We start from the raw sequence: 22,356 nt of genomic DNA, 5'->3' as shown, positions 1-22,356 counted from the left end.
TTTTTGTGTCTGAGCATTGCAGCTCAGCACAGATGCTGCAATTGCATCTTTATAATGGGCTTCACACTTGACCGGGGAGCGATCATGCAACGTGTAACAGGAATAGGCGGTATCTTTTTTCAGGCCAAAGACGCAGTCGCGTTGCGGGCCTGGTATCAGCGCCATCTGGGTATCGATGTGCAGCCCTGGGGCGGCGCGGCGTTCAGCTGGGCGGATGAGGCTGGTCAGCCTGTGGGCGGCAGCACGGTGTGGTCGATTGCTGCTGAACAAAACGCCCAATTTGAGCCGGGTCGCGCCAGCTTCATGATCAATTACCGTGTCGCTGATTTGGCTGAGCTGCTGGCAGCCTTGCGTGAAGAGGGCTGTCAGGTACTGGAAAAAACGGAGTCCTCAGCGTATGGTGAATTTGGCTGGGTGATCGACCCGGAGGGCAATAAGGTGGAACTCTGGCAGCCACCTGCAGGGCAATGAAGCCGGATAACAGCATGCTTCAGCTGGTCGCTACTTGCCATTGTGGAGCGGTGCAGATTAGTGTGCCTGCGATGCCGGAATTTGTCGTTGAATGTAATTGCTCGATTTGCCGTCGGAATGGCGCGCGCTGGGCATTTTATCGCGCCGATATGGTGCAGATGGTAGGCCATCCTGAACACAGCACGCAATACCTCTGGGGTGCCCGCTCTATCTGTACCATGCATTGTAAAATCTGCGGCTGTGCGACCCATTGGGAAACAATCAATGGTGGGCCGGCAGATCGTGTGGGCGTGAATAGCCGGCTGTTCGACCCTGAGCTGCTTGAAGGTATACGTATCCGGCATTTTGATGGCGCAGACAGCTGGACGTATGTCGATTAAGGATGTGTCAGGTCAGGGTTGGTATTGCAACCGCGCAGGTAGTGTGGAGACAGCTGTTGCCGCTAGCTTCATCAGACAGCAGGCTGTGTCTTTTTAAACCCCCCGAAGCTATTGATCAATGGTTCTTGAATGATGACAGCGCCACAGATTCTGGTTGCCGACGTACAGCGCCATCAGCAGCAGCTGATGGCTTTGCATGAGGAATATCTGGGCTGGGTCTTCAGTCAGCTGGCGCTGGTCGAGGATCTGCCTGCCAGCTCGCCCATATCGCCGCAGTTACCGCTGCAGGATTATCTGCCGACTGCGCTGGCAGCGGTCTGTACGCAGTCGCCACCGCAGGGCATATTTTATTTGCTGCAGGTGGATGGACACAGTATAGGGATGGGTGGCTTGCGAGGTCTGAGCACAGAGCTGGCAGAACTCAAACGCGTTTATCTGCGGCCCGCGTACCGGCGTCTGGGTCTGGCAGATAGCCTGATGCAGACTTTACTGGCTGATGCCCGCGCATTTGGCTACACTCGTCTGTGCCTGGATAGTGCAGTATTTATGCAGCCTGCTCAGCGGCTTTACCGGCGTTATGGTTTTGAGCCTTGTCCACCCTATGCTGGCACAGAAGTGCCGGTTGAATGGCAGGCGCACTGGTGTTTTATGCAGCGATCGCTGGCAGACTAGGGCCTGCTAATTTTTCTTTAAAGGAGTTAATTTGATGAGCAATATCAGCGTCAGCGTGACGATTAAGGCCACACCGGAACAAGTCTGGCAGGCTTACACCACACCGCAGGACATCAAGCAATGGAATGCGGCATCCGCAGATTGGCATACCACTGCAGCGCAGGTGGATTTGCGGGTAGGCGGGGCATTTTCTTCACGCATGGAAGCGAAAGATGGCAGCCATGGTTTTGATTTCGCGGGTGTCTATACAGAGGTTGTTCCTAGCCAGCGGCTCGCCTACCGCTTTGGTGAGCGTCAGGCGCAAGTCGATTTTGTCACGCAGGCAGACAGCAGCGTCAGGGTTACCGTGACGTTTGAACCGGAGAACGTCTACCCGCGCGAACAGCAACAGCAAGGCTGGCAGGCGATACTCGACAATTTTGCGCGTTATGTGGAAGCGGCAGCCTGAGTTGTACGCTGAACCGGGCAGCTTCCCTTTGGAGGCTACCCTTGCTTCAGAAATTTCAAATCCGCATATTTTCCGGACCGATGGCTCGTAATACGCAGGTCAGGCGGCCTTCGCGTTTGGATAACTGGTTTTCCCATTGTAACGGGCGCAGATTTTTTTCTTCATGGACGCCACCTTCGGCCAGCGGCAGGATGTAGTCGATTTCCCACCCATAGTCTGAAAAGCGATTGCCAAATTCCGTGTATTTGATCCAGGCTCCACACTGATCGCGGCGCCACGTGCTGGCATCGACATGATCAACCGTGCTGGCTTTATTCCAGATATGCAGCTTCATCGCTTCGTCAAACAGCATAGACAGTCTCCCTGTATCCATGGTGGTATGGAGTCAGCAGTTGGTATGAGTTCAGGCTGTTGTGTGGCGCTGCTGTCGCCCACAAGTTGTATAGAAATGTAGTTCTAATTTTGCCTGAATGCAATTTTTTTTTGGAAACGACGTTACGCTGGCCAACCAGATTCATCCTTCAGGTATAAGAAATTTGAAGGAATAAAAAATGAAGACTCAATGCCAGTGCAGGTTTTGAAGCAAAAATGGCTTGCACGCTAATATCTACGCGGACTTTACTGTCAGTGCTAAGCTGGAAATCGTTTTCCCCGACAATGAGGCTCAGGCAGATTAACTGTAAAACGATATGATGTTTTTGCAACAGGGGGCGGGTGCTGGCGGAAGTTTCAGATGACAGCTCAGCGCATCACAGCCATCTGCCCCGCAATTCCTGCAATGTCGTCCAGATAAGGCGGGTGCCAAACAGGCCGACCATCAGGCTGGAAAAGCGTCCCAGATTTTGGCGCTGTCGGTCGTAGCGACCTTGTATCGCCGGATGCGAAAACGCCAGCGCCAGAAACACATGCCAGATTATCGCATTGGCGTACACCAGCAACACCGCACTGAGCGTCATACGCCAGTCTGGTTGCGCTGGCAGCACGGTGGCAAACACGCTACCAAAGAACAGTGCAGTTTTCGGATTCAGGATATTGGTCAGGAAGCCCATACGGAATGCGGCTCTCAGGCGGATTTGCTGCGGTGTTACGGTTTGACTCTGCCCCTTGCTCTGCCACAGTTTGCTGGCCAGATACAGCAGATACAGACCCCCCGCTACTTGCACCAGCTGACGTAAAGCAGGATGGGCGTGAAACACGATACCGATGCCCAGCACTGCGAGTGTGGCCCAGGTCAGGGTAACGCAAGTAATACCGGCGGCGGCTGCCAGTGCCTGTGAACGCTGACCGCTGGCGGCTAACTGACCGACCAGTAAAAAGTTAGCGCCGGGCGTCACTAGCACGATCCAGTGCAATGCTGCGAGGGTGAGCAAGATCGATAACATTTGAATTCCGCTGGCAAAACAGGAAGTATGCCACTCTGACGCGACAAACTGCACACCAGTCATCCACAAATTTGCGCAAAACAGTCTGGGCCGTAGCAGTCTACAACTTGTCACAATATGACGAATCCATTGAACGAAGCCTGGTGGCATGATGGTGTTTTGTTGCAGGAGCGAATAATGCGTGTGCGATCTATCTTACTGGCGGCCATGTTGGGCTTCATCCTGATGCCGTGTCAGGCAGGAACGGCTAAGCTGATTCGTCTGGAACGTGCTGATGGGGAAGTGCGCAATGCGCTGGTATATCCTGCCACGGGTGCTTGTCAGGGTGTGGCGGTGATTTCGCATGGTGCCGGTGGCTCAGAACAAGGCTATGCCTATCTGGCGCAAGGCTTGGCTGAACAGGGTTGGCTGACGGTGGTGCCCGATCATCATGACAGTGGCACCGATGTCTTGCGCAGGCATCTGCGTGCCGGCAATCTGCAGTCCGCACTGACCAGCATGGTGACCGACAGCGCAGCTTACCGTGCACGGCAACTGGACATCAATGCGGCGCGCCTGTGGGCGCAGCCACGCTGCAATGCGAAAGCCAGCGTGTTGATCGGTCATTCCATGGGGGCAGCGACCACCATGATGGAAGCTGGTGCTGAGAATCTGATGCAGATACGCGCACAGAAAAGCTTTGACCGCTATATCGCGTTGTCACCACAAGGGCCGGGCATCATTTTTCCCGATCAGGCCTGGTCGGCGATTCGTCAACCCGTGTTGCTGCTGACGGGCACCCGCGATACGGAACTCGGTGGCTTGTCCTGGGAAAGCCGCACCACACCATTCAGTCAGATGCCTCCTGGCTGTAAATGGCTGGGGGTGATCGATGGCGCCACCCATCAGCATTTTGCCGGCCACGGTGCATCACGTTCATCGGAGAAACTGATCATGCAGACGGTACGCGCCTTCCTGCAAGCTGATGCCACATGCAGCCTGCCACCCGCCAGCCCGGGTTTGCGTTTGCAAAGCAAATGAACGGTCAGTTCAGTTTGACTGAACTACAAAGCGATAGACCCCATCTTCACCCAGGCTGCGTTGTAACTGCCCGGCGAACCACAGCTGGTGCAGATGGGCGAGTGCTTCGCCAATGGCAAAGGTCAGCTGATGCGCGTCGAGCGGGCGGCGGAACATCAGCGGCACGATATCGCAAGCCGACTGCGGCGTGGCGCAGGCGGCCAGCACTTCAGCCAGCCGCGCTGCATGATGTTCCTGCAATTGCTGTATGCGTGTATGCGCACCACGGAAAGGCTTGCCATGGGAAGGCAGGATCAGCACGTCCTGTGGCAGGCTGCGGTATTTTTGCAGGGAATCCAGATACTGCTGTACCGGATTGGCTTCCGGTTCTATCGCAAACACCGAGACATTGGTGGAGATGCGCGGCAGCAGCATATCGCCCGAAATCAGTAAGTTCAGTTCGGGGCTGTACAGCGAGGCATGTTCCGGCGAGTGGCCGTAACCAGCGATGACTTGCCAGGCGCGGCCATGGATCATCAGCGGCACGCCTTCCTGCAGGCGGTGGTAGCTGGCCGGAACGGTAGGCACCAGTCGCGTGTAATGGCCTTTTCTTTCCTGTATCTGTTCTTCCATGGCCGGGTCGAGCAAGCCATGACGGCGAAAATGCGGGAACATGGCGGTGCCATCCGCTCCTGGCAGCGCGGCCGACATCATGCGCGCAAATGCATATTCACCCGCCGTCATCCACAGTGGCGCTTTCCAGCGGCTGCATAGCCAATCAGCCAGACCGACATGATCAGGGTGGCAGTGGGTGACGATCACGCGTATCACCGGCAGTCCGCGTAAGTGATTATGCAGATCGCCAAACAACACTTCCCAGGTATCGCGCGTCACATCGCTGGCGATGCCACAATCGACCACGGTCCAGCCATGTACCGGCCCCTGATCGGTCATCAGGGTATCTTCCAGCAGCCACAGATTGATATGATTCAGGGCAAACGGCAGCCCCATTCTGATCCACAGTACGCCTGGAACGATTTCCATGGTTTTGCCGGGTTCCGGCAAGGTATCAGCGTAAGGGTAGGACAGTTCTTGTTCCAATGGATTCATAGCGGCGGTCTCAGGGTAAGCTCAGGGTGATTTCAGGCAGGCAGCCGGACTAACAGATGGCGTATCCGCGCCGGAGTTGGCTGCTTGCCTTGTATTGAGGTCAGAATGGCATGTTGTTGTGCTTGCAGTGCAGATCAACAAGTTGCTCAGAATAGCCTACAATGCTTTTTTATTGAATTGACGTTTACGTTAACTGCAGATTGTAATCAGAGTACACAACTTAAGCAAAGTTGTTACGGCCCTGCGTGGCATCCTCTCTGCGAAAACGGATTTCTTGTTTTAGAAAACTATGGCTACTTATACGATTACCGAACTGGCGCGTGAATTCGACATTACGCCGCGCGCCATCCGTTTTTACGAAGACCAGGGCTTGTTAAGCCCGACCCGCGAAGGTCCTAGTGGTCGAAATCGTGTCTATACGGCAAGAGAACGTACCCATCTCAAGCTCACCCTGCGCGGTAAACGCCTGGGACTGAGCCTGTCAGACATCAAAAGTCTGGTTGATATGTATCGCTCGCCCAAGGATACCGAGGCCCAGTTACACAGCTTCCTGGAAGTGCTGGCACGGCACCGTGCAGCGCTGGAACAACAGCGTGAAGACATCGAAGTGATGCTGGCCGAGATCAGTGCGCACGAGGAAAAAAGCCGTGGCTTACTGGGTCTGGCCCGGTTGCAGGAAGAAAGCGAAGGCTCCTGAGTCACCCGTTGTTGCTAATTGACGTTTACGTAAACGTCAATTAGTCGTATGATTTTCACTTTGCAGCGTCTGATATGGAGTTGGCATGAGTATGGACAGCATCCCGGCAGCAGAACAGCCAGCTGGCGAACTGGAAGCGCAGCTTGCCTTGCAGCTGTTGGAAGCCTTTAATCGTCAGGGCGCACTGATGGCCTGGCAGGCGAAAGTCACAGCGATGGCACCCGGCAGTTGCGAAATCAGCCTGCCTTACAGCGACAGAGTGACCCAGCAGCACGGTTATTTTCATGGCGGTGTGATCGGTACGCTGGCGGATGTGGCAGGCGGTTTTGCTGCAAATACCTTGCTGATGCCACACAGTGAATGCCTGACTGCCGAATACAAGATCAACATCCTGGCACCCGGCACCGGTGACACACTGATCGCGCGTGGCAGGGTAATCAAAAACGGCAAATCCCTGGTGGTGGCCAGTGCAGACGTGTTTGCAGTACAGGATGGCAAAGAAAAGTTATGCGCAGTGATGCAGCAGACCTTATTTGTCATCAGCAGGAAATAAGCTGTCCACAAGATAGCTTGCAGGATCGCGGCTAAGCGGTCGCAACAGCGTTGCCGTGACAGTTTCGTCAGTTCTAAAAATGAATGAATAAAGTGAGGATGACATGCTCCATTTACCTGGTTTGACTTTTGATCACGGCGAAGACATCGCCGCCCTGCGTGAAGCCGTACAACAGTTTGCGGCTGCAGAAATTGCGCCGCGTGCAGCGGAAATCGACCGCTCCGATCAGTTCCCTATGGATCTGTGGCAAAAAATGGGTGAACTCGGCATCCTTGGTGTCACCGTCAGCGAAGAATACGGCGGTGCGAATATGGGCTATCTGGCGCATATCGTCGCGATGGAAGAAATTTCCCGTGCTTCCGCATCCGTCGGTTTGTCTTACGGTGCGCATTCGAATCTGTGCGTGAACCAGATCAAACGCAACGGCAATGAAGCGCAAAAGCAAAAATACCTGCCAAAACTGATTTCCGGTGAACACATCGGCGCGCTCGCCATGTCAGAACCGAACGCCGGTTCCGACGTAGTCAGCATGAAGCTGCGCGCTGATCTGAAGGGTGATCATTATGTGCTGAATGGCACCAAGATGTGGATTACCAATGGTCCGGATGCCGACGTGCTGGTGGTTTACGCAAAAACTGATCTGGAAGCTGGCCCACGCGGTATGACTGCCTTCCTGATCGAAAAAGGCTATAAAGGTTTCTCGATTGCGCAGAAACTGGACAAGCTGGGTATGCGCGGTTCGCATACCGGCGAACTGGTATTCGATAACTGCGAAGTACCGCTGGAAAATGTACTCGGCGGAGTCGGCAAAGGCGTCAATGTGCTGATGTCGGGTCTGGATTTTGAACGTACCGTATTGTCCGGCGGCCCGCTCGGCATTATGCAAGCCTGTATGGATGTGGTCGTACCTTATATTCACGACCGCAAACAGTTTGGTCAGGCCATCGGTGAATTCCAATTGATGCAGGGCAAGATCGCTGATATGTATTCCACCATGATGGCATGTAAGGCCTATGTCTATGCCGTTGGTCAGGCGTGTGACCGCGCCACCACACCGGAAGCCGTGCGTGCTTTGCGTAAAGATGCGGCGGGTGCGATTTTGTACAGCGCTGAAAAAGCGACCTGGATGGCAGGTGAAGCGATCCAGATTCTGGGTGGCAACGGTTATATCAACGAATACCCGGTTGGCCGCTTGTGGCGTGATGCGAAGTTGTACGAGATCGGTGCCGGTACCAGCGAAATCCGCCGTATGCTGATTGGCCGCGAACTGTTTGCAGAAACCCGCTGATCGTGCCGTCAGCAACGCTTGCCGCAGTGATTCAGCGGCAAGCGTTGCTGCGGAGAATATTTCCATCTCAGGATTTGCTGACCATGTCTTATCTGCATATCACCACTCCCTTACTGCAGCATCGTCGTTTATCGGCCATGCTGGGTCAGTCAGTCTGGCTGAAAATGGAAAACTGTCAGCCCTCAGGCTCATTCAAGTTGCGTGGCATAGGGCTGATGTGCCAGCGTGCCGCCGCTCGTGGTGCGCGCCACTTGATTTGCCCTTCCGGTGGCAATGCCGGATTTGCGGCGGCGGTGGCTGGTGTGGCACTCGGAATTCCAACCACGATACTGGTGCCGCATACCACAGCTGACAGTGTGCGGCAGGCTATTCAGGCAATTGGCGCCACACTGCTGGTGGAAGGGCAGGTATGGGATGAAACCAATCAGGCCGCGCTGCGTCTGTGTGAACAGCCTGGTTATGTGTACATACCTCCGTTTGACCACCCGGATATCTGGGACGGCAATGCGACGTTGATGGATGAAGTCGCGGGTCAGCTGGATTTCGATGTGGTGTTGTGCTCAGTCGGCGGCGGTGGCTTACTCAGTGGTGTGGTGCAGGGCTTACAGCGTAATGGTCTGGCACACATCCCTGTACTTGCCGTGGAGACCGAGGGGGCCGCGTCTTATCACGCTGGTCTGGCGGCGGGGGAGTGTGTCACTTTGCCAGCGATTACTTCCATCGCGACCACACTGGGTGCGCGTCAGGTGTCGGCACATGCGCTGGCGCTGGCGCAACAGCATGACATCCGTAGCGTTGTGGTCAGCGATGCACAGGCAGTGGATGCCTGTCTGCAATTCGCCAACGATATGCGTAGCATCGTCGAGCCCGCCTGTGGTGCCACGCTGGCGGTGGCGTATCAGAATCTCCCACAAATCCGTGAATTTCAGCGTCCTTTGCTCGTCGTTTGTGGCGGGATTGCAGCCGATCTGGTTAAACTCAGTACTTGGAAAACCCAGTTTAACCTGACCTGAGCGAACGCCATGCCACATACCCATTTCCCCAAATTGCTGTCCTCGCAAATTGCGTTTGATATAGCCAGAACCATACTCGACGGTTTTGACAAACATTACCGTTTATTTCGCGCCAGCAGTCAGGCAGCAAAAACGCATTTTGAAAAAGGGGATTGGAAAACCGCACAGGCAGCAGCGACAGAACGGATACAGTTTTATGACAAGCGGGTGCGTGAATGTGTACAGGTGCTGGAAGACGAATATTCACAGGATGATCTGAGTGATGAAGTCTGGCGCGAAGTCAAACTGCATTACATGGGTTTGTTAATCGATCATTTGCGTCCGGAACTCGCGGAAACCTTCTTTAACACCGTCTGTACCAAGCTCTTACATCGCACTTATTTTCATAACGATTTTATTTTCGTGCGGCCCGCCACGTCGACCGAATACATAGAACGCGAAGACACACCGCCGACTTACCGGGTCTATTATCCGGCGACCGATGGCTTGCGTTTCACGATCAAACGTATCGTGACCAACTTCCGGCTGAATGCCAGCTTTGAAGATCTGGACCGTGATGTGGCGCTGGTAGAGGCACGTCTCAAAGCAAATTTTGGTCAGGAAAAGCTGGAGCCGAATCATCAGATTCAGGTGCTCGCCAATCTGTTCTACCGCAATAAATCTGCCTACATTATCGGTAAAGGCATTAACGGCAACCGCGAATATCCTTTCGTGATTCCCATCATGCACAAAACCAAGGGGCAACTGGTGCTCGATACCGTGTTGTTCGACAATATGCAGATCACGGTCTTGTTTTCATTCACCCGTGCTTACTTCATGGTCGATATGGAAGTGCCGTCGGCCTATGTGCAATTCATACGCAGCATCCTGCCGCGCAAACCACGCAGTGAGATTTACACCATGCTGGGTTTGCAAAAGCATGGCAAGAATCTGTTCTACCGCGACTTCCTGCATCACCTCAAATACTCATCCGATCAGATCGCAGCGGCGCCCGGTATCCGCGGACTGGTGATGCTGGTGTTTGCGCTGCCATCCTTCCCGTATGTGTTCAAGCTGATCAAAGACAGCTTTCCACCGCCTAAGGAAACCAGCAAGGAACTGATCAAAGAAAAATACCTGTTGGTGAAAAACCATGACCGCGTAGGCCGCATGGCCGACACGTTGGAATATTCCGATGTGGCTTTTCCACGCACGCGTTTTTCTGAGGAATTACTGGCCGAGATCGCCCAGTATGCGCCGTCTTTACTTGAGGTCAGCGACGACGAAGTGGTGATACGCCATCTGTACATAGAAAGGCGCATGACACCGCTGAATATCTGGCTGACCGAAGCTGAACAGCGTGGTGATCTGGCGGCCATGGAGCATGGCGTGCGCGAATATGGCAATGCGATCAAAGAACTGGTCGCCGCCAATATTTTTCCGGGCGATATGCTGTACAAAAACTTTGGTGTCACGCGCCATGGACGTGTGGTGTTTTACGATTATGACGAGATTGAATACATCACGGATTGCAAATTCCGTCAGATCCCGGCACCACGCAATGAAGAAGATGAAATGGCGGCGGAGCCCTGGTATCCGATCGCTAAAAATGACGTATTCCCTGAACAGTTTGGTACTTTCTTGCTGGGGAATCGTAAAGTCAGGGAATTTTTTATGAAACACCATGCGGACTTGCTGACAGCGGAATACTGGCAAGGTCGTCAATCACGCATCGTGGCCGGTAAGGTTGACGATGTGTTCCCGTATCCGCAGGAAATACGTTTTTGTCACCAGACCACGGCACTTTAGCCCGTGATCTGAATTCAGTTTTTAACAGGAGATAATCATGAATGACCCTATCGTTATCGTTGGCGCAGCGCGTACCCCTATGGGCGCTTTTCAGAGTGATTTCGCGACGCTGACTGCCAGCCAGCTCGGCGCAGTTGCGATCAAGGCAGCGGTTGAACGTGCCGGTGTGGCACCTGAACTGGTGGAAGAAGTTTTGTTCGGTAACTGCCTGATGGCCGGTCAGGGTCAGGCTCCTGCACGTCAGGCTTTGCTGGCAGCCGGTTTGCCGATGTCCACAGGTGCGGTCACGCTGTCCAAGATGTGCGGCTCCGCGATGAAAGCGACCATGATCGCCTTCGATTCTATCAATGCAGGCAGCAATGAAGTGCTGATCGCCGGTGGTATGGAATCCATGACCAACGCGCCTTACCTGATCCCGAAAGCCCGTGGTGGCTATCGCATCGGTCACGGCATGATGTATGACCACATGATGCTCGACGGTCTGGAAGATGCTTACGACAAAGGCCGTTCCATGGGCACCTTTGCCGAAGACTGCTCTGCCAAATATCAGTTCAGCCGCGAAGATCAGGATGCATTTGCCATCGCCTCCGTGAAACGTGCGCAGGCTGCTACTGCTGATGGCTCCTTTGCCTGGGAAATCGCACCGGTCACCGTTTCCAGCCGCGCCGGTGATGTGGTGATTGATAAGGACGAAGGTCCGCTTAAAGCACGACTGGATAAAATTCCTACTCTGAAAGCTGCATTCAAAAAAGACGGCACTATCACGGCTGCCTCTTCTTCTTCCATCAATGACGGTGCTGCTGCGCTGGTACTGATGCGCGCTTCCAAAGCCAAAGAACTGGGCCTGACACCGATCGCTAAAATTCTGGCCCATGCTTCCCATGCACAGGAACCAGGCTGGTTCACGACAGCACCGGTAGGCGCAATAGAAAAGCTGTACAAAAAAACCGGCTGGACTACAGAAACGGTCGATCTGTTTGAAATTAATGAAGCCTTTGCCACCGTGCCTATGGCAGCGATGAAAGAGCTGAATATTCCTCACGATAAAGTGAATGTACACGGCGGCGCCTGTGCGCTGGGTCATCCTATCGGCGCGTCCGGTGCCCGTATCATCATCACATTGATCGGTGCATTGAAGAAGCAGGGTAAAGCACGTGGTGTGGCTTCGCTGTGTATTGGTGGTGGTGAGGGGACTGCCATCGCCATCGAGCTGGTTTAAGCTGCCCTAAGCTACTGCGCGGCACACTCTTGAGCCTGCGATGCTCGTCGTACTTCAGTACGACTGCGCTTCTTAACTCAATATTGTGCCGCTCGCTACGCTTATGCCAGCTTAACAAGCGTTGTAAAAATTCATTTGATCCCTTGGAAATTGAATGAAGTCGCGCACTAAAGAAACTTGATTCCATCATGTCGTGAAAGACACTGCAAGAAGTATAAAAAGCGTAAAAACCAAGGTGCGCGGTGCGCATCGTTTGAACTAAAGGAAGCAATATGCCTGTCGCATTAATCATTGGCGCTTCGCGTGGTATCGGTCACGAATTGGCCTTGCAATACAAGGCGGCTGGATGGCGCGTGATCGCGACTGCACGTCAGCCTGAACAACTGGCGCAACTGCAGGATGCTGGCTGCGAAGCCTTGCCGCTCGATGTGAATAAGCTCAATGATTGTGCCGGTCTGGGCTGGCGGCTGGATGACGAAAAAATCGACGTCGCGATTTTGAATGCCGGGGTTTATGGCCCGCGTACCAGTGCCTTGAATGCGCCTTTACAGAACCAGTTTGATGAAGTGATGCACACCAATGTATTAGCTGCGATGCGCATTTTGCCTATGGTTTTGCCACTGGTGGAAAATGCACATGGCAAGCTGGCGGTGATTTCCTCACACATGGGTTCTATCGCGAGCCGTTCAGCTTCACAGGGTTGGTTATATCGTGCCAGCAAAGCCGCTTTGAATTCAGTATTGAAAGATGTATCGCTCCATACCGGCAAAGCAATTTGCGTCGCATTGCATCCGGGTTGGGTGAAAACCGATATGGGTGGTGCAGGCGCTGATCTGGACACCAGCGACAGCGCACAACGCATACGCAGTCTGCTGGAAGGTTTGCAAGCGGAACACCATGGCGGATTTTTTAATGCGGAAGATGGTGCCAGTCTGCCCTGGTAACCTGGTCAGCGCCCAACTAATAACGAGAAATAGAAGAGAGACTCACATGTTACTGACACCAGAACACGAAATGATACGCGACGCGATTCGCAGCTTTGCCCAGGAACGTTTAGTGCCAAACGCAGCGCGTTGGGATAAAGAGCAGCATTTTCCGGCAGAAGAACTGAAGGAGCTGGCACAAATGGGTGCGTATGGCGTTGCAGTACCGGAAGAGTTCGGCGGTGCCGGTATGGATTACCTGTCGCTGGCGCTGGTGCTGGAAGAAATCGCTGCCGGTGATGGTGGTACCTCGACCGTGGTTTCAGTGAATAACTGCCCGGTCTGCAGTATCGCCATGATGTATGCGAATGAAGCGCAAAAGCAGCAATGGCTGGTGCCGCTGGCACGCGGCGACATGTTAGGTGCATTTTGTCTGACCGAACCGCATGCCGGTAGCGATGCATCGGATTTGCGTACCACCGCGAGACGCGAAAGCAGTGCTGACGGCGATGTGTATGTACTCAATGGCGTCAAACAATTCATCACCAGCGGCAAACATGCGGACGTGGCCATCGTGATGGCCGTTACGGATAAAGCTGCCGGTAAAAAAGGCATCAGCGCATTCTGGGTTCCGACCGCTACCCCTGGTTACATCGTGGCAGGGCTGGAACACAAGATGGGACAACACTCTTCCGATACCGCACAAATCATGTTCGACAATTGCCGCATTCCGGCTGCGAATCTGATCGGCGAAGAGGGCATGGGCTATAAGATCGCCTTGTCCGGGCTGGAAGGTGGACGTATCGGTATCGCCTCGCAATCGGTCGGTATGGCGCGTGCCGCATTTGAAGCTGCACTGGCCTATGCCAAAGACCGCAGCAGCTTTGGTAAATCGATATACGAACATCAGGCCGTCCAGTTTAAACTGGCTGAGATGGCGACGCAGATCGAAGCGGCGCGACAACTGATCTGGCATGCCGCCAGCATGAAAGATGCAGGCAAGCCTTGTCTGAAAGAAGCGGCCATGGCCAAGTTATTTGCGTCGGAAATGGCAGAAAAAGTCTGTTCGGATGCGATACAGATACATGGAGGTTACGGCTATGTGAGTGACTTTCCGGTAGAGCGGATTTACCGTGATGTGCGCGTATGTCAGATTTACGAAGGCACCTCAGAAATCCAGAAAATTCTGATCAGCCGCGCGCTGGCCTGAGCGGAGTTTTGAAGAGCCAGGTCAGGCTCCTGATTGCAGCATGAAATGTCACTGTAGCGCACTAATTGACGGATGAGGAAACATCATGAAAGCACCTGTTGAATACTGGTTTGATTTTGTATCTCCCTATGCCTATATCGCAAGTCAGTCTATAGAGGCTTTGGCAGCACGCTATGAACGTGAGGTAATCTGGCAGCCAGTCTTGCTGGGCGCGGTATTCAAGGTCACGGGTTCCAGTCCGCTGACCATGCGCCCACCGGTGATGTCGGATTATTTCCGGCATGATTTTGTGCGCTCTGCACGCTTTGCCGGAGTACCGTTTGTATTGCCTGAACCTTTCCCGATCAATACCCAGAACACGGCCCGCGTTTGCCTGTGGTTACGACAAACCGCGCCGCAGCGTTGCGGTGATTTTGTGCGTGGTGTCAGCCGCGCTTACTTCACCGGACCGGCAGCCATCAATGACATCGCCTGGCTCAGCGCCTTTGTCGATCAGCTGGGGCTGGATGGCAGCGCGGTAGCAGCTGTATGTGCAGCGGATGAATGGAAAGACGCGCTCAAGCAGCAATGCGAGCAAGCGGTGGCGCAGGGCATATTCGGTGCACCCTGGATCCGGGTCGATGGCGAATCCTTCTGGGGTAATGACCGCTTGCCGCAAGTGGAAAAATGGCTGGCCGAAGGTGGTTTTTAAGCTTGGCCTTAGGCAGATAGTGGTGGACTTGTGAATCAAGGAGATAGCCGTGTTAAAAAAAGGATATAAGCAACTGGTCGATGAGGCATTTGCGCAGATTAAAACCTATAGCGTGGCAGAGGCCCTGACCAAGCTGGATCAGGCTGGTGTGCAATTCATCGATGTGCGCGATGTGCGCGAGCTGGAACGTGAAGGTGTGATACCGGGTGCCTTTCATGCACCGCGTGGCATGATTGAATTCTGGGTGGATCCGGACTCTCCTTACTTTCGTCCGGTATTTGAAGATAACAAAGAATTTATCCTGTTCTGTGCAGCCGGCTGGCGCAGCGCACTGACCACCAAAACCTTGCAGGATATGGGCTTGGAACGCGTGGCCCATATTGAAGGTGGTTTTGGTGCCTGGAAAGCCGCAGGCGCACCGGTACAGGAAAAGGAAGTGAAAAAAATCGTATGAGTCGTAATAGCAAGAAAACCGTGGCGGGCTGTCCTTGCGGCCAGGCTGCAGCGTATGAACAATGTTGTGCTGTGTATCATCAGGGGCAGCCTGCGCCGACTGCCGAAGCGCTGATGCGTTCGCGTTACAGTGCTTACACCCGCAATGATGAGGCTTATCTGCGTGCTACCTGGGATGAGCGTACCTGTCCTGCGGAACGCATCACGCATGATGATCCTACTCAATGGCTGGGACTGGAAGTGAAGCGCCATCAAACCGATGGTGATCAGGCGACCGTGGAATTTGTAGCGCGCTATAAGATAGGCGGCAAAGCCCATCGCCTGCATGAAATCAGCCGTTTTGTGAAATATGACGGCAAATGGTTGTATGTGGATGGCATCGTAGATTAAGCAGGCAGCGTGACGGTTGCCGGAAGAGACAGGCAGCGCTGCGTTCTACAAAAAAAATGATAAAAATCGGAAAGAAATTATGACGACATTAGAGTCCAAACTGAATCCACGTTCTGAAGAATTCAAAGCCAATGCCGCTGCGATGCAACTGGTGGTGGACGACCTGAAACAAAAGATAGCGCGTATTGCGCTGGGTGGCGGAGACGAAGCGCGTGCCAAACATCTGGCCCGTGGCAAATTATTGCCGCGTGACCGGGTACAGATGCTGCTTGATCCGGGTACCCCGTTCATGGAGTTTTCGCAGCTGGCTGCGTATGACATGTACAAGGAAAAAAACGGCAATGACGCGGCGCCTTCTGCGGGTGTGATCACCGGTATAGGCCGGGTCGCGGGTCAGGAATGTGTGATCGTGTGTAATGACGCGACCGTCAAGGGCGGTACTTATTATCCGATGACGGTCAAAAAGCATTTACGCGCACAGGAAATCGCCGAGCAAAACAACCTGCCCTGCATTTATCTGGTCGACAGCGGCGGTGCTAATCTGCCGAATCAGGACGATGTATTCCCGGACCGCGATCATTTCGGACGTATCTTCTACAACCAGGCCAATATGTCGGCCAAAGGCATACCGCAAATCGCAGTGGTCATGGGTTCGTGTACCGCAGGTGGTGCCTATGTGCCGGCGATGAGCGATGAATCCATCATCGTCAAAAATCAGGGCACGATTTTCCTCGGCGGCCCGCCACTGGTCAAAGCAGCTACCGGTGAGGTGGTCAGTGCTGAAGACCTCGGCGGCGGCGATGTGCATACCCGCTTGTCGGGTGTGGTCGATCATCTGGCACAGAACGACACCCATGCCTTATCGATGGCACGCACGATCGTCTCCCATCTGAATCGCCAGAAACCTGCTGAAGTCGTGCTGAAAACGCCGCAGGAACCGAAGTATCCGGCCAGCGAATTGTATGGCGTGATCCCGGTCGATACACGCAAGCCTTTCGATGTCCGGGAAGTGATCGCGCGTATCGTCGATGGCAGTACATTTGATGAATTCAAAGCGCGTTACGGCACCACGCTGGTGTGTGGCTTCGCGCATATTCATGGCATGCCTGTCGGGATTATCGCCAACAATGGTATTTTATTTTCTGAATCTGCACTCAAAGGTAGCCACTTTATCGAGTTGTGCTGCCAGCGTAAGATTCCGCTGGTCTTCCTGCAAAATATCACCGGCTTCATGGTGGGTCGTAAATATGAAAACGAAGGTATCGCCAGGAATGGCGCCAAGATGGTGACCGCTGTGGCGACTGCCAATGTACCTAAATTTACCGTGATTATCGGTGGCAGTTTTGGTGCCGGTAACTATGGCATGTGTGGTCGTGCTTATTCGCCACGCTTTATGTGGATGTGGCCGAATGCACGTATTTCGGTGATGGGTGGTGAGCAGGCGGCCAGTGTGCTGGCAACGGTCAGACGCGATGGCATAGAAGCCAAAGGCGGCAGCTGGAGCGCCGAAGAAGAAGCCGCGTTCAAACAACCGATCAAAGAACAATATGAGCATCAGGGCCATCCGTACTATGCCTCTGCCCGCTTGTGGGACGATGGCGTGATCGATCCGGCCGATACCCGTATGGTACTGGGTCTGGGCCTGAGTGCCGCGCTGAATGCGCCGATACCGGATGTGAAGTTTGGTGTGTTCAGGATGTAAGGCGATGCGGCGCTCTGTGCTCAGGCTGGCCATGTTGCTGATGACAGCAGCATGGATTCCATCTTCGTATGCAGTCAGGCCATCGTCCGCTGCAGCCTCGTCCTTTGCCGCAGACATCCACGAATCGGTGACTGATATAGCCGTGAGCGTGAATGAACGTTCGGGCCGGGCAGTCACCGCCAAGGTCGTCATCACGCAATTTAAGCCGGATGGTGACGGGCCGTTTCCATTTGTGTTGCTGAACCATGGGCGTGCGCCCAACCGCGCGCAGCCGCCGCGTTTCCAACTGACGCAGCAAGCCAGATATTTTGTGCAGCGAGGCTTTGCCGTATTCGTCCCTACCCGCATCGGTTACGGTGCCTTGGGTACAGAACCAGACCCGGAAAACGCCGGGCCCTGTAAAGCTAAAAATTATGCGTCAATCGCACAGGCTGCCAGCGATGAAATTTTGGCTGTGATTGCCTATGCAGCGCGTCTGCCCTACGTGGATGCGCAGCGTTTGCTGCTGGTCGGGCAATCGGTAGGCGGCTACAGCACGGTCGCAACGGTCGCCAGAAATCCTGCCGGACTGATCGCTGCAATCAATTTTGCAGGTGGCTCCGGAGGTGACCCCAAGACACGGCCGGGTGAACCTTGTGAAGCCGATAAGCTGGACCAGATGTTTGCGAATTTCGGTCTTACCAGTAAAGTCCCTATGCTGTGGCTGTACACAGAAAATGATCAGCATTTCTCAGCGCAACACGGCAGAGCGTGGCATGCCGCGTTTATTAATGCGGGTGGCCAGGCAGAGCTGAAAGTGCTGCCCCCGTTTGGTCGCGACGGACATCGTTTGTTCAGCGCCGGTTTAGACATCTGGCAACCGCTGGTCAGTCATTTCCTGGATGAGCATGGTTTTCCTGCGCAGAAGAAGTAAGGTAACAAAAGTGATGTTCACGAAAAAATTGAAAACCTCTTACTAGGTGCCTTATGCATAGTTTTAGAAATTATATTCTCCGTCAAAGCTTGCTGCTGCTGATTGCACTGCTCAGCGTTACCCGCGTCTATGCATTTGATCTGGCGCTCGCAAATCAAGGTGATCGCGTCGAAGATGGTATTGTGCAAATAGGTGCACGTGAGTTCGCACTCCCGCCAGGTGTTTGGATATTGACAGCCAAACATAAGCGCAGAGTCTCCTTCAGGAGCACAATTGATGAAGGTGCAGATGTGTGGACTGGGTATTTCGTGAATCTGAAAGACAAGCAGTTTCGCGCTGCAATCGAGCTGGGCGCATCAGTGTCGTCGACCTCAACCAGGCGTTGGTTGCCTGAGCCGTGCAAGCGCGACGATGTATATTTTAAAGACAGCTTCAATAGCCACATCGATTTTCCCGAATGTTTGTTGATCACGCATAGCATAAAAATGTTTGAACGCAGTGCACAGCCTTGGTGGCAGCCGACTTCGCTATGGTTTGCTGAGCAGGGGATCAAATTGCCTACAACGACGCTGGCAGCCATGTATGACAAATATCAGTTTGGGGATTGTTTGCTGGTAAAGGTTTGGTGGAATCCTGAATTTGCTGGCTTGCCGCCGTCAAAAAATGTGACACAGTGGTCGAAAAATGACTGGAACAAAGACAGGGTGGAAAGCGATCCGGCCCGTTCTGCGTATATGCAGCAGTTCGTTGCATGGTCGCAGTTAATGTCCGATTCTTACCGCGCCAGTCTGAACAAGAAGCCTATGATCGCTTTGCCTGACTTTCCCTTAGCAAAAACCGAAAGATGACCAGTCATTGAATGGCGAAGCAGTTACGTAAAAAAAAGTGAGCCATCGCAATATAGAAAATTTCGGCTTGCTTGTCACAAGATAAGTGGTAAAGGGTAGTTCAGAATAACTGAAATCTGGAAATGTAGCGCCTGCTTTTCCATACGGTTCAGCTATATTTTTGTTGACGGAAACTGAGTATGAAAAAGAAAAATTTAAGTCAGTTATTGGCAGGTGCGGTATTGTTATCTGCATTAGCCGCCTGCGTCACGACGTATGTGCCACCAGTGGGGGGGAATACGGTGCAACTTACAGTACAGCCCACTGTGTTGACTGGACGTAGCTTCCGGCTGAGTCTGTTTCAGAGTCCGCTGTCCTGCGCTGGTCCTATGACAGTGATGCATGGCGATGGTCCGACTAGTACACATACGACCCGCTTACAGGCTAACGTGCTCAATACCTTGAGTCTTGAAGGTTTTCGATCCGGATCAACATGTAATGTGAATTTTTCTTTTGTGCCTAAAGCCGGACGTAATTATTTATTGGATGCCAGTCTGGATGAGAGTGGCTGTATGGCGGTCATTTATGACGTGACCGAAGCGGGTAAACCCAGATTTGAAGAAAGTTGGTTACGTCGTAATGTCAACGGTCGGCAATGCGTGCCTTTAAGCGAATCCTTGCGGCTACCACCCGCGAAAGCAAATAGCCCGAAAAGTAGTTTGGACGACTTTAAAGATTTGCTACCGGCCAGATAAGCAAAGGATGACACGATGAGATTCACTGTACACCGTGCTGTTTGCCTGAGTTTGCTATGTACACATGCGGTATTCGGCAATCAGGCCAGTGCGGAGAGTCCGGACAAATTGTATGCAAGGCTGGCACCCAGCGTGTGGCGGGTGTTTAGTTTTGACAAAGCGGGTAAAGCCATGAGCCAGGGTAGTGCCGTCGTGACTGGTAAGGGGGTACTGCTGACGAATTGCCATGTGATCAGCAAGGCTGCCAAGATTGTGTTGAACCAGCAAAATCAGAATTTCCCGGCGCAGTTAGAACATATCGATATAGAGCGCGATTTGTGCCAATTACGCGCTGCAGACCTGCCCGCTGTGGCAGTACCGGTGGGAGATGCGAGTCAATTGGTCGTGGGACAAAGAGTTTATACCATAGGCAATCCGGTCAATATGGAACAGACCTTGAGTGATGGTCTGGTCTCAGCCTTACGCCGCGATAAAGAAAACCAGCTGAGTCTGATCCAGATATCGGCACCGATTTCACATGGGTCCAGTGGCGGTGGATTGTTCGATGAGAAGGGCAATCTGGTCGGTATCACTTCTGCCGGTATCGATGCGGCGCAGAACTTGAATTTTGCGATACCGATTAACTGGGTTAAAGAATTGCCGGTACGCAGTCAGGCGGCGCTTGAACGCTACCGTACGGGTAACAATGCGCAAAGCACTGCACAAAATACTGTACCTAAGCCTGCTGCCACCATAGCGGTGGTCAGTCCACCCGTGGGCTCCGGTTCCAGCCCCAGTCCCGGCCCCAGGCCTGTTGTTACCGGACCGGAATTGAATGAAATACTCAAACGTCCGACACCGGTTGTTGAGTCCGGTTTTGCTGACATCAATGATATTGCAAAGCTCGATCAATTCGGCGTCAGAAAAGGGTATGAGAATTTCCTCAAAGCGGACATGCCACGTGCCTTTGCGATCGTGGAAGGTGGAACGGGCTGGTGGATTTCATTTGGCAGCAAGCCAAAAAATCCGGCTTCGTCGCCCGATCCCCGGCAGCGTGTGGTCAAGGACTGCGAAGAGAGATACCAAAAACCTTGTTACTTATACGCGATTGATGATCAGGTAGTGTTCAAACCCTCACGTGATATTGCAGCTTACACCGGCGCTACACCCTTACCGCCTGCATCGGGTTTTGCGAGTATCAGCGATATCAGTAAGCTCGAAAAATTCGGCGTCAGGGTGGGCTACGAGGTATTTCTGAACAAGCCATTTCCACGCGCCTTTGCAATCACGGCAGATGGGAAATCGTATTTGTCAAACGGGACAAATCCCAAAAACCCGGAATCCTCACCCGAGCCGCATGTGCGTATCTTGGGTGAATGTGAACGCTATTACCAGCGTAGCTGTTATCTGTATGCAGTGAACGGTATCGTGGTGTTCCGTCCACCCAAAGAATTACAGTCGGCGAACTAAATGTGTGGTGCCTGTACACCGCATGTCACGATGTTAATTGTGTCAGTGTGCAGTCAGTATGAATGTAGCAGGTGCTCAAGCAGCAGAACAGAACTTATCAGGAGAATTTGTTGGAAACACTACTCGTCAGCATAGAACAAGCGATCGCCACCGTGACCCTGAACCGTCCCGATGTGCGCAATGCATTTAACGAAAACACGATCGCCGAACTTACTCAGGTGTTTCAGCAACTGGATAAGGACGACACGGTACGCGCGGTGGTGTTGGCTGCCAACGGCCCGGCCTTTTGTGCGGGTGCCGATCTGAACTGGATGAAAAAAATGGCGGACTATACCCATGCTGAAAACCTGGCCGATGCCGGCCAGCTGGCTGCCATGCTGGCTGCAATTTACCGTTGCAGCAAACCGGTGTTGGCCAAAGTGCAGGGTGATTGCTATGCCGGTGGTATGGGGCTGGTGGCGGCCTGTGATATCGTGGTTTGCGTGGACAGTGCGAATTTTTGTCTGAGCGAAGTCCGGCTGGGATTGATACCGGCCACGATTTCTCCGTATGTGATCAAGGCCATGGGAGAAAGTGCGGCACGTCGCTATTTCATCACCGCTGAACGCTTCAGCGCCGCCGAGGCGCAGCGCTGCGGGTTGGTGCATGAGCTGGTGAGTGCGGAAGCGCTGGACAGCAAGGTCGCGGAACTGACGAAAGCCTTGGTATCCAACAGCCCGAACGCGGTGCGTCAGGCCAAGCGTCTGGTGCAGGATGTGGCCGGGCGCGAAATCACGACTACGCTGATCGCCGCTACAGTGGAAGGCATCGCGCAGATCCGCGCTTCTGAGGAAGGACGTGAAGGCGTGCGTTCTTTCCTGGAAAAACGCAAACCGTCCTGGCTGAACTGAAACTCGGTTTTAAGTAGTAAAAAATTAAGAATAACCCGCCATCCTGTCAGGATTGCGGGGGCTAACACCGGAAGCTGGTGAAAAGTCGCATAAAATACGCGCTTTGTTAACCAGACTGAGCTAAGCCGGGTGC

25 protein-coding genes are annotated in these 22,356 nt (G+C 53.4%); 22 read left to right on the top strand and 3 right to left on the bottom strand.

Annotation, left to right across the window (positions count from 1 at the left end; genetic code table 11):
- Positions 1-84: 84 nt before the first annotated feature.
- The 4 genes from H8K47_RS02985 (at position 85) to H8K47_RS02970 (ending at position 1,971) form a co-directional block, all read left to right on the top strand.
- Complete coding sequence (locus H8K47_RS02985; protein ID WP_186879936.1) at positions 85-471, top strand: VOC family protein; 387 nt, start codon at positions 85-87, stop codon at positions 469-471.
- A gap of 14 nt (positions 472-485) precedes the next feature.
- A complete protein-coding gene (locus H8K47_RS02980) occupies positions 486-851 on the top strand; it encodes a GFA family protein (RefSeq protein WP_222612711.1) in 366 nt (121 codons plus the stop codon).
- A gap of 129 nt (positions 852-980) precedes the next feature.
- Positions 981-1,523 carry a GNAT family N-acetyltransferase gene (locus tag H8K47_RS02975; RefSeq protein WP_186879934.1) on the top strand — a complete coding sequence of 181 codons (543 nt, stop codon included), beginning with the start codon at positions 981-983 and terminating at the stop codon, positions 1,521-1,523.
- A gap of 34 nt (positions 1,524-1,557) precedes the next feature.
- Positions 1,558-1,971: an SRPBCC domain-containing protein gene (locus H8K47_RS02970; protein ID WP_186879933.1), complete on the top strand. Its 414-nt coding sequence runs from the start codon at positions 1,558-1,560 to the stop codon at positions 1,969-1,971.
- 55 nt (positions 1,972-2,026) lie between these two features.
- Here the strand turns inward: H8K47_RS02970 and H8K47_RS02965 are convergent, their stop codons facing one another.
- Entirely contained in the window at positions 2,027-2,323 is a 297-nt protein-coding gene (locus tag H8K47_RS02965; protein ID WP_186879932.1) for an HNH endonuclease signature motif containing protein, read from the bottom strand.
- Positions 2,324-2,720: 397 nt separating this feature from the next.
- Positions 2,721-3,353 (bottom strand): LysE family translocator, encoded by a 633-nt coding sequence (locus H8K47_RS02960; protein ID WP_186879931.1) that lies wholly within the window; start codon positions 3,351-3,353, stop codon positions 2,721-2,723.
- A 177-nt stretch (positions 3,354-3,530) separates the two neighbouring features.
- Here H8K47_RS02960 and H8K47_RS02955 point away from each other — a divergent pair, with 177 nt between their 5' ends.
- Positions 3,531-4,373, top strand: coding sequence for an alpha/beta hydrolase family protein (locus tag H8K47_RS02955; protein WP_186879930.1), 843 nt, complete (start codon positions 3,531-3,533; stop codon positions 4,371-4,373).
- 9 nt (positions 4,374-4,382) lie between these two features.
- Here H8K47_RS02955 and H8K47_RS02950 read toward each other — a convergent pair whose 3' ends face one another.
- Positions 4,383-5,462 (bottom strand): MBL fold metallo-hydrolase, encoded by a 1,080-nt coding sequence (locus H8K47_RS02950; RefSeq protein ID WP_186879929.1) that lies wholly within the window; start codon positions 5,460-5,462, stop codon positions 4,383-4,385.
- A gap of 289 nt (positions 5,463-5,751) precedes the next feature.
- Between H8K47_RS02950 and H8K47_RS02945 the strand changes: the two genes are divergently transcribed.
- From H8K47_RS02945 to H8K47_RS02865, 17 genes are all read left to right on the top strand, one after another.
- A complete protein-coding gene (locus H8K47_RS02945) occupies positions 5,752-6,159 on the top strand; it encodes a MerR family transcriptional regulator (RefSeq protein ID WP_186879928.1) in 408 nt (135 codons plus the stop codon).
- A gap of 85 nt (positions 6,160-6,244) precedes the next feature.
- A complete protein-coding gene (locus tag H8K47_RS02940; RefSeq protein ID WP_230405234.1) occupies positions 6,245-6,712 on the top strand; it encodes a PaaI family thioesterase in 468 nt (155 codons plus the stop codon).
- 103 nt (positions 6,713-6,815) lie between these two features.
- Positions 6,816-8,000 carry an isovaleryl-CoA dehydrogenase gene (locus tag H8K47_RS02935; protein WP_186879927.1) on the top strand — a complete coding sequence of 395 codons (1,185 nt, stop codon included), beginning with the start codon at positions 6,816-6,818 and terminating at the stop codon, positions 7,998-8,000.
- A gap of 83 nt (positions 8,001-8,083) precedes the next feature.
- Entirely contained in the window at positions 8,084-9,013 is a 930-nt protein-coding gene (locus tag H8K47_RS02930) for a pyridoxal-phosphate dependent enzyme (RefSeq protein ID WP_212681758.1), read from the top strand.
- A 9-nt stretch (positions 9,014-9,022) separates the two neighbouring features.
- Positions 9,023-10,801 (top strand): bifunctional isocitrate dehydrogenase kinase/phosphatase, encoded by a 1,779-nt coding sequence (gene aceK, locus H8K47_RS02925; protein WP_186879926.1) that lies wholly within the window; start codon positions 9,023-9,025, stop codon positions 10,799-10,801.
- Positions 10,802-10,838: 37 nt separating this feature from the next.
- Positions 10,839-12,020, top strand: coding sequence for an acetyl-CoA C-acetyltransferase (locus tag H8K47_RS02920; protein WP_186879925.1), 1,182 nt, complete (start codon positions 10,839-10,841; stop codon positions 12,018-12,020).
- A 272-nt stretch (positions 12,021-12,292) separates the two neighbouring features.
- On the top strand, positions 12,293-12,964 hold the full coding sequence (locus H8K47_RS02915) for an SDR family oxidoreductase (RefSeq protein WP_186879924.1): 672 nt from the start codon (positions 12,293-12,295) through the stop codon (positions 12,962-12,964).
- 46 nt (positions 12,965-13,010) lie between these two features.
- On the top strand, positions 13,011-14,153 hold the full coding sequence (locus H8K47_RS02910) for an acyl-CoA dehydrogenase family protein (RefSeq protein WP_186879923.1): 1,143 nt from the start codon (positions 13,011-13,013) through the stop codon (positions 14,151-14,153).
- 85 nt (positions 14,154-14,238) lie between these two features.
- Positions 14,239-14,844, top strand: a complete 606-nt coding sequence (locus H8K47_RS02905; RefSeq protein ID WP_186879922.1) for a 2-hydroxychromene-2-carboxylate isomerase — start codon at positions 14,239-14,241, stop codon at positions 14,842-14,844.
- 49 nt (positions 14,845-14,893) lie between these two features.
- On the top strand, positions 14,894-15,298 hold the full coding sequence (locus H8K47_RS02900; protein ID WP_162019218.1) for a rhodanese-like domain-containing protein: 405 nt from the start codon (positions 14,894-14,896) through the stop codon (positions 15,296-15,298).
- Positions 15,295-15,687 carry a YchJ family protein gene (locus H8K47_RS02895; RefSeq protein WP_186879921.1) on the top strand — a complete coding sequence of 131 codons (393 nt, stop codon included), beginning with the start codon at positions 15,295-15,297 and terminating at the stop codon, positions 15,685-15,687. Before H8K47_RS02900 ends, H8K47_RS02895 begins: the two co-directional genes overlap by 4 nt.
- 79 nt (positions 15,688-15,766) lie before the next feature.
- Entirely contained in the window at positions 15,767-17,389 is a 1,623-nt protein-coding gene (locus H8K47_RS02890; RefSeq protein WP_186879920.1) for a carboxyl transferase domain-containing protein, read from the top strand.
- 4 nt (positions 17,390-17,393) lie between these two features.
- Positions 17,394-18,302, top strand: a complete 909-nt coding sequence (locus H8K47_RS02885) for an alpha/beta hydrolase family protein (RefSeq protein ID WP_186879919.1) — start codon at positions 17,394-17,396, stop codon at positions 18,300-18,302.
- Positions 18,303-18,355: 53 nt separating this feature from the next.
- On the top strand, positions 18,356-19,150 hold the full coding sequence (locus H8K47_RS02880) for a hypothetical protein (RefSeq protein ID WP_186879918.1): 795 nt from the start codon (positions 18,356-18,358) through the stop codon (positions 19,148-19,150).
- A gap of 179 nt (positions 19,151-19,329) precedes the next feature.
- Positions 19,330-19,884, top strand: coding sequence for a hypothetical protein (locus tag H8K47_RS02875; protein ID WP_186879917.1), 555 nt, complete (start codon positions 19,330-19,332; stop codon positions 19,882-19,884).
- 15 nt (positions 19,885-19,899) lie between these two features.
- Entirely contained in the window at positions 19,900-21,333 is a 1,434-nt protein-coding gene (locus tag H8K47_RS02870) for a S1C family serine protease (protein WP_186879916.1), read from the top strand.
- Between the two features lie 110 nt (positions 21,334-21,443).
- Positions 21,444-22,223 (top strand): enoyl-CoA hydratase/isomerase family protein, encoded by a 780-nt coding sequence (locus H8K47_RS02865; RefSeq protein ID WP_186879915.1) that lies wholly within the window; start codon positions 21,444-21,446, stop codon positions 22,221-22,223.
- Positions 22,224-22,356 lie beyond the last annotated feature (133 nt).

Source organism: Cognatundibacterium rugosum (genome assembly GCF_014284365.1).
GTDB lineage: Bacteria > Pseudomonadota > Gammaproteobacteria > Burkholderiales > Burkholderiaceae_D > Undibacterium > Undibacterium rugosum.
Note: the sequence above shows the minus strand (reverse complement) of the source record. Positions and strands in the feature narration are given on the sequence as shown.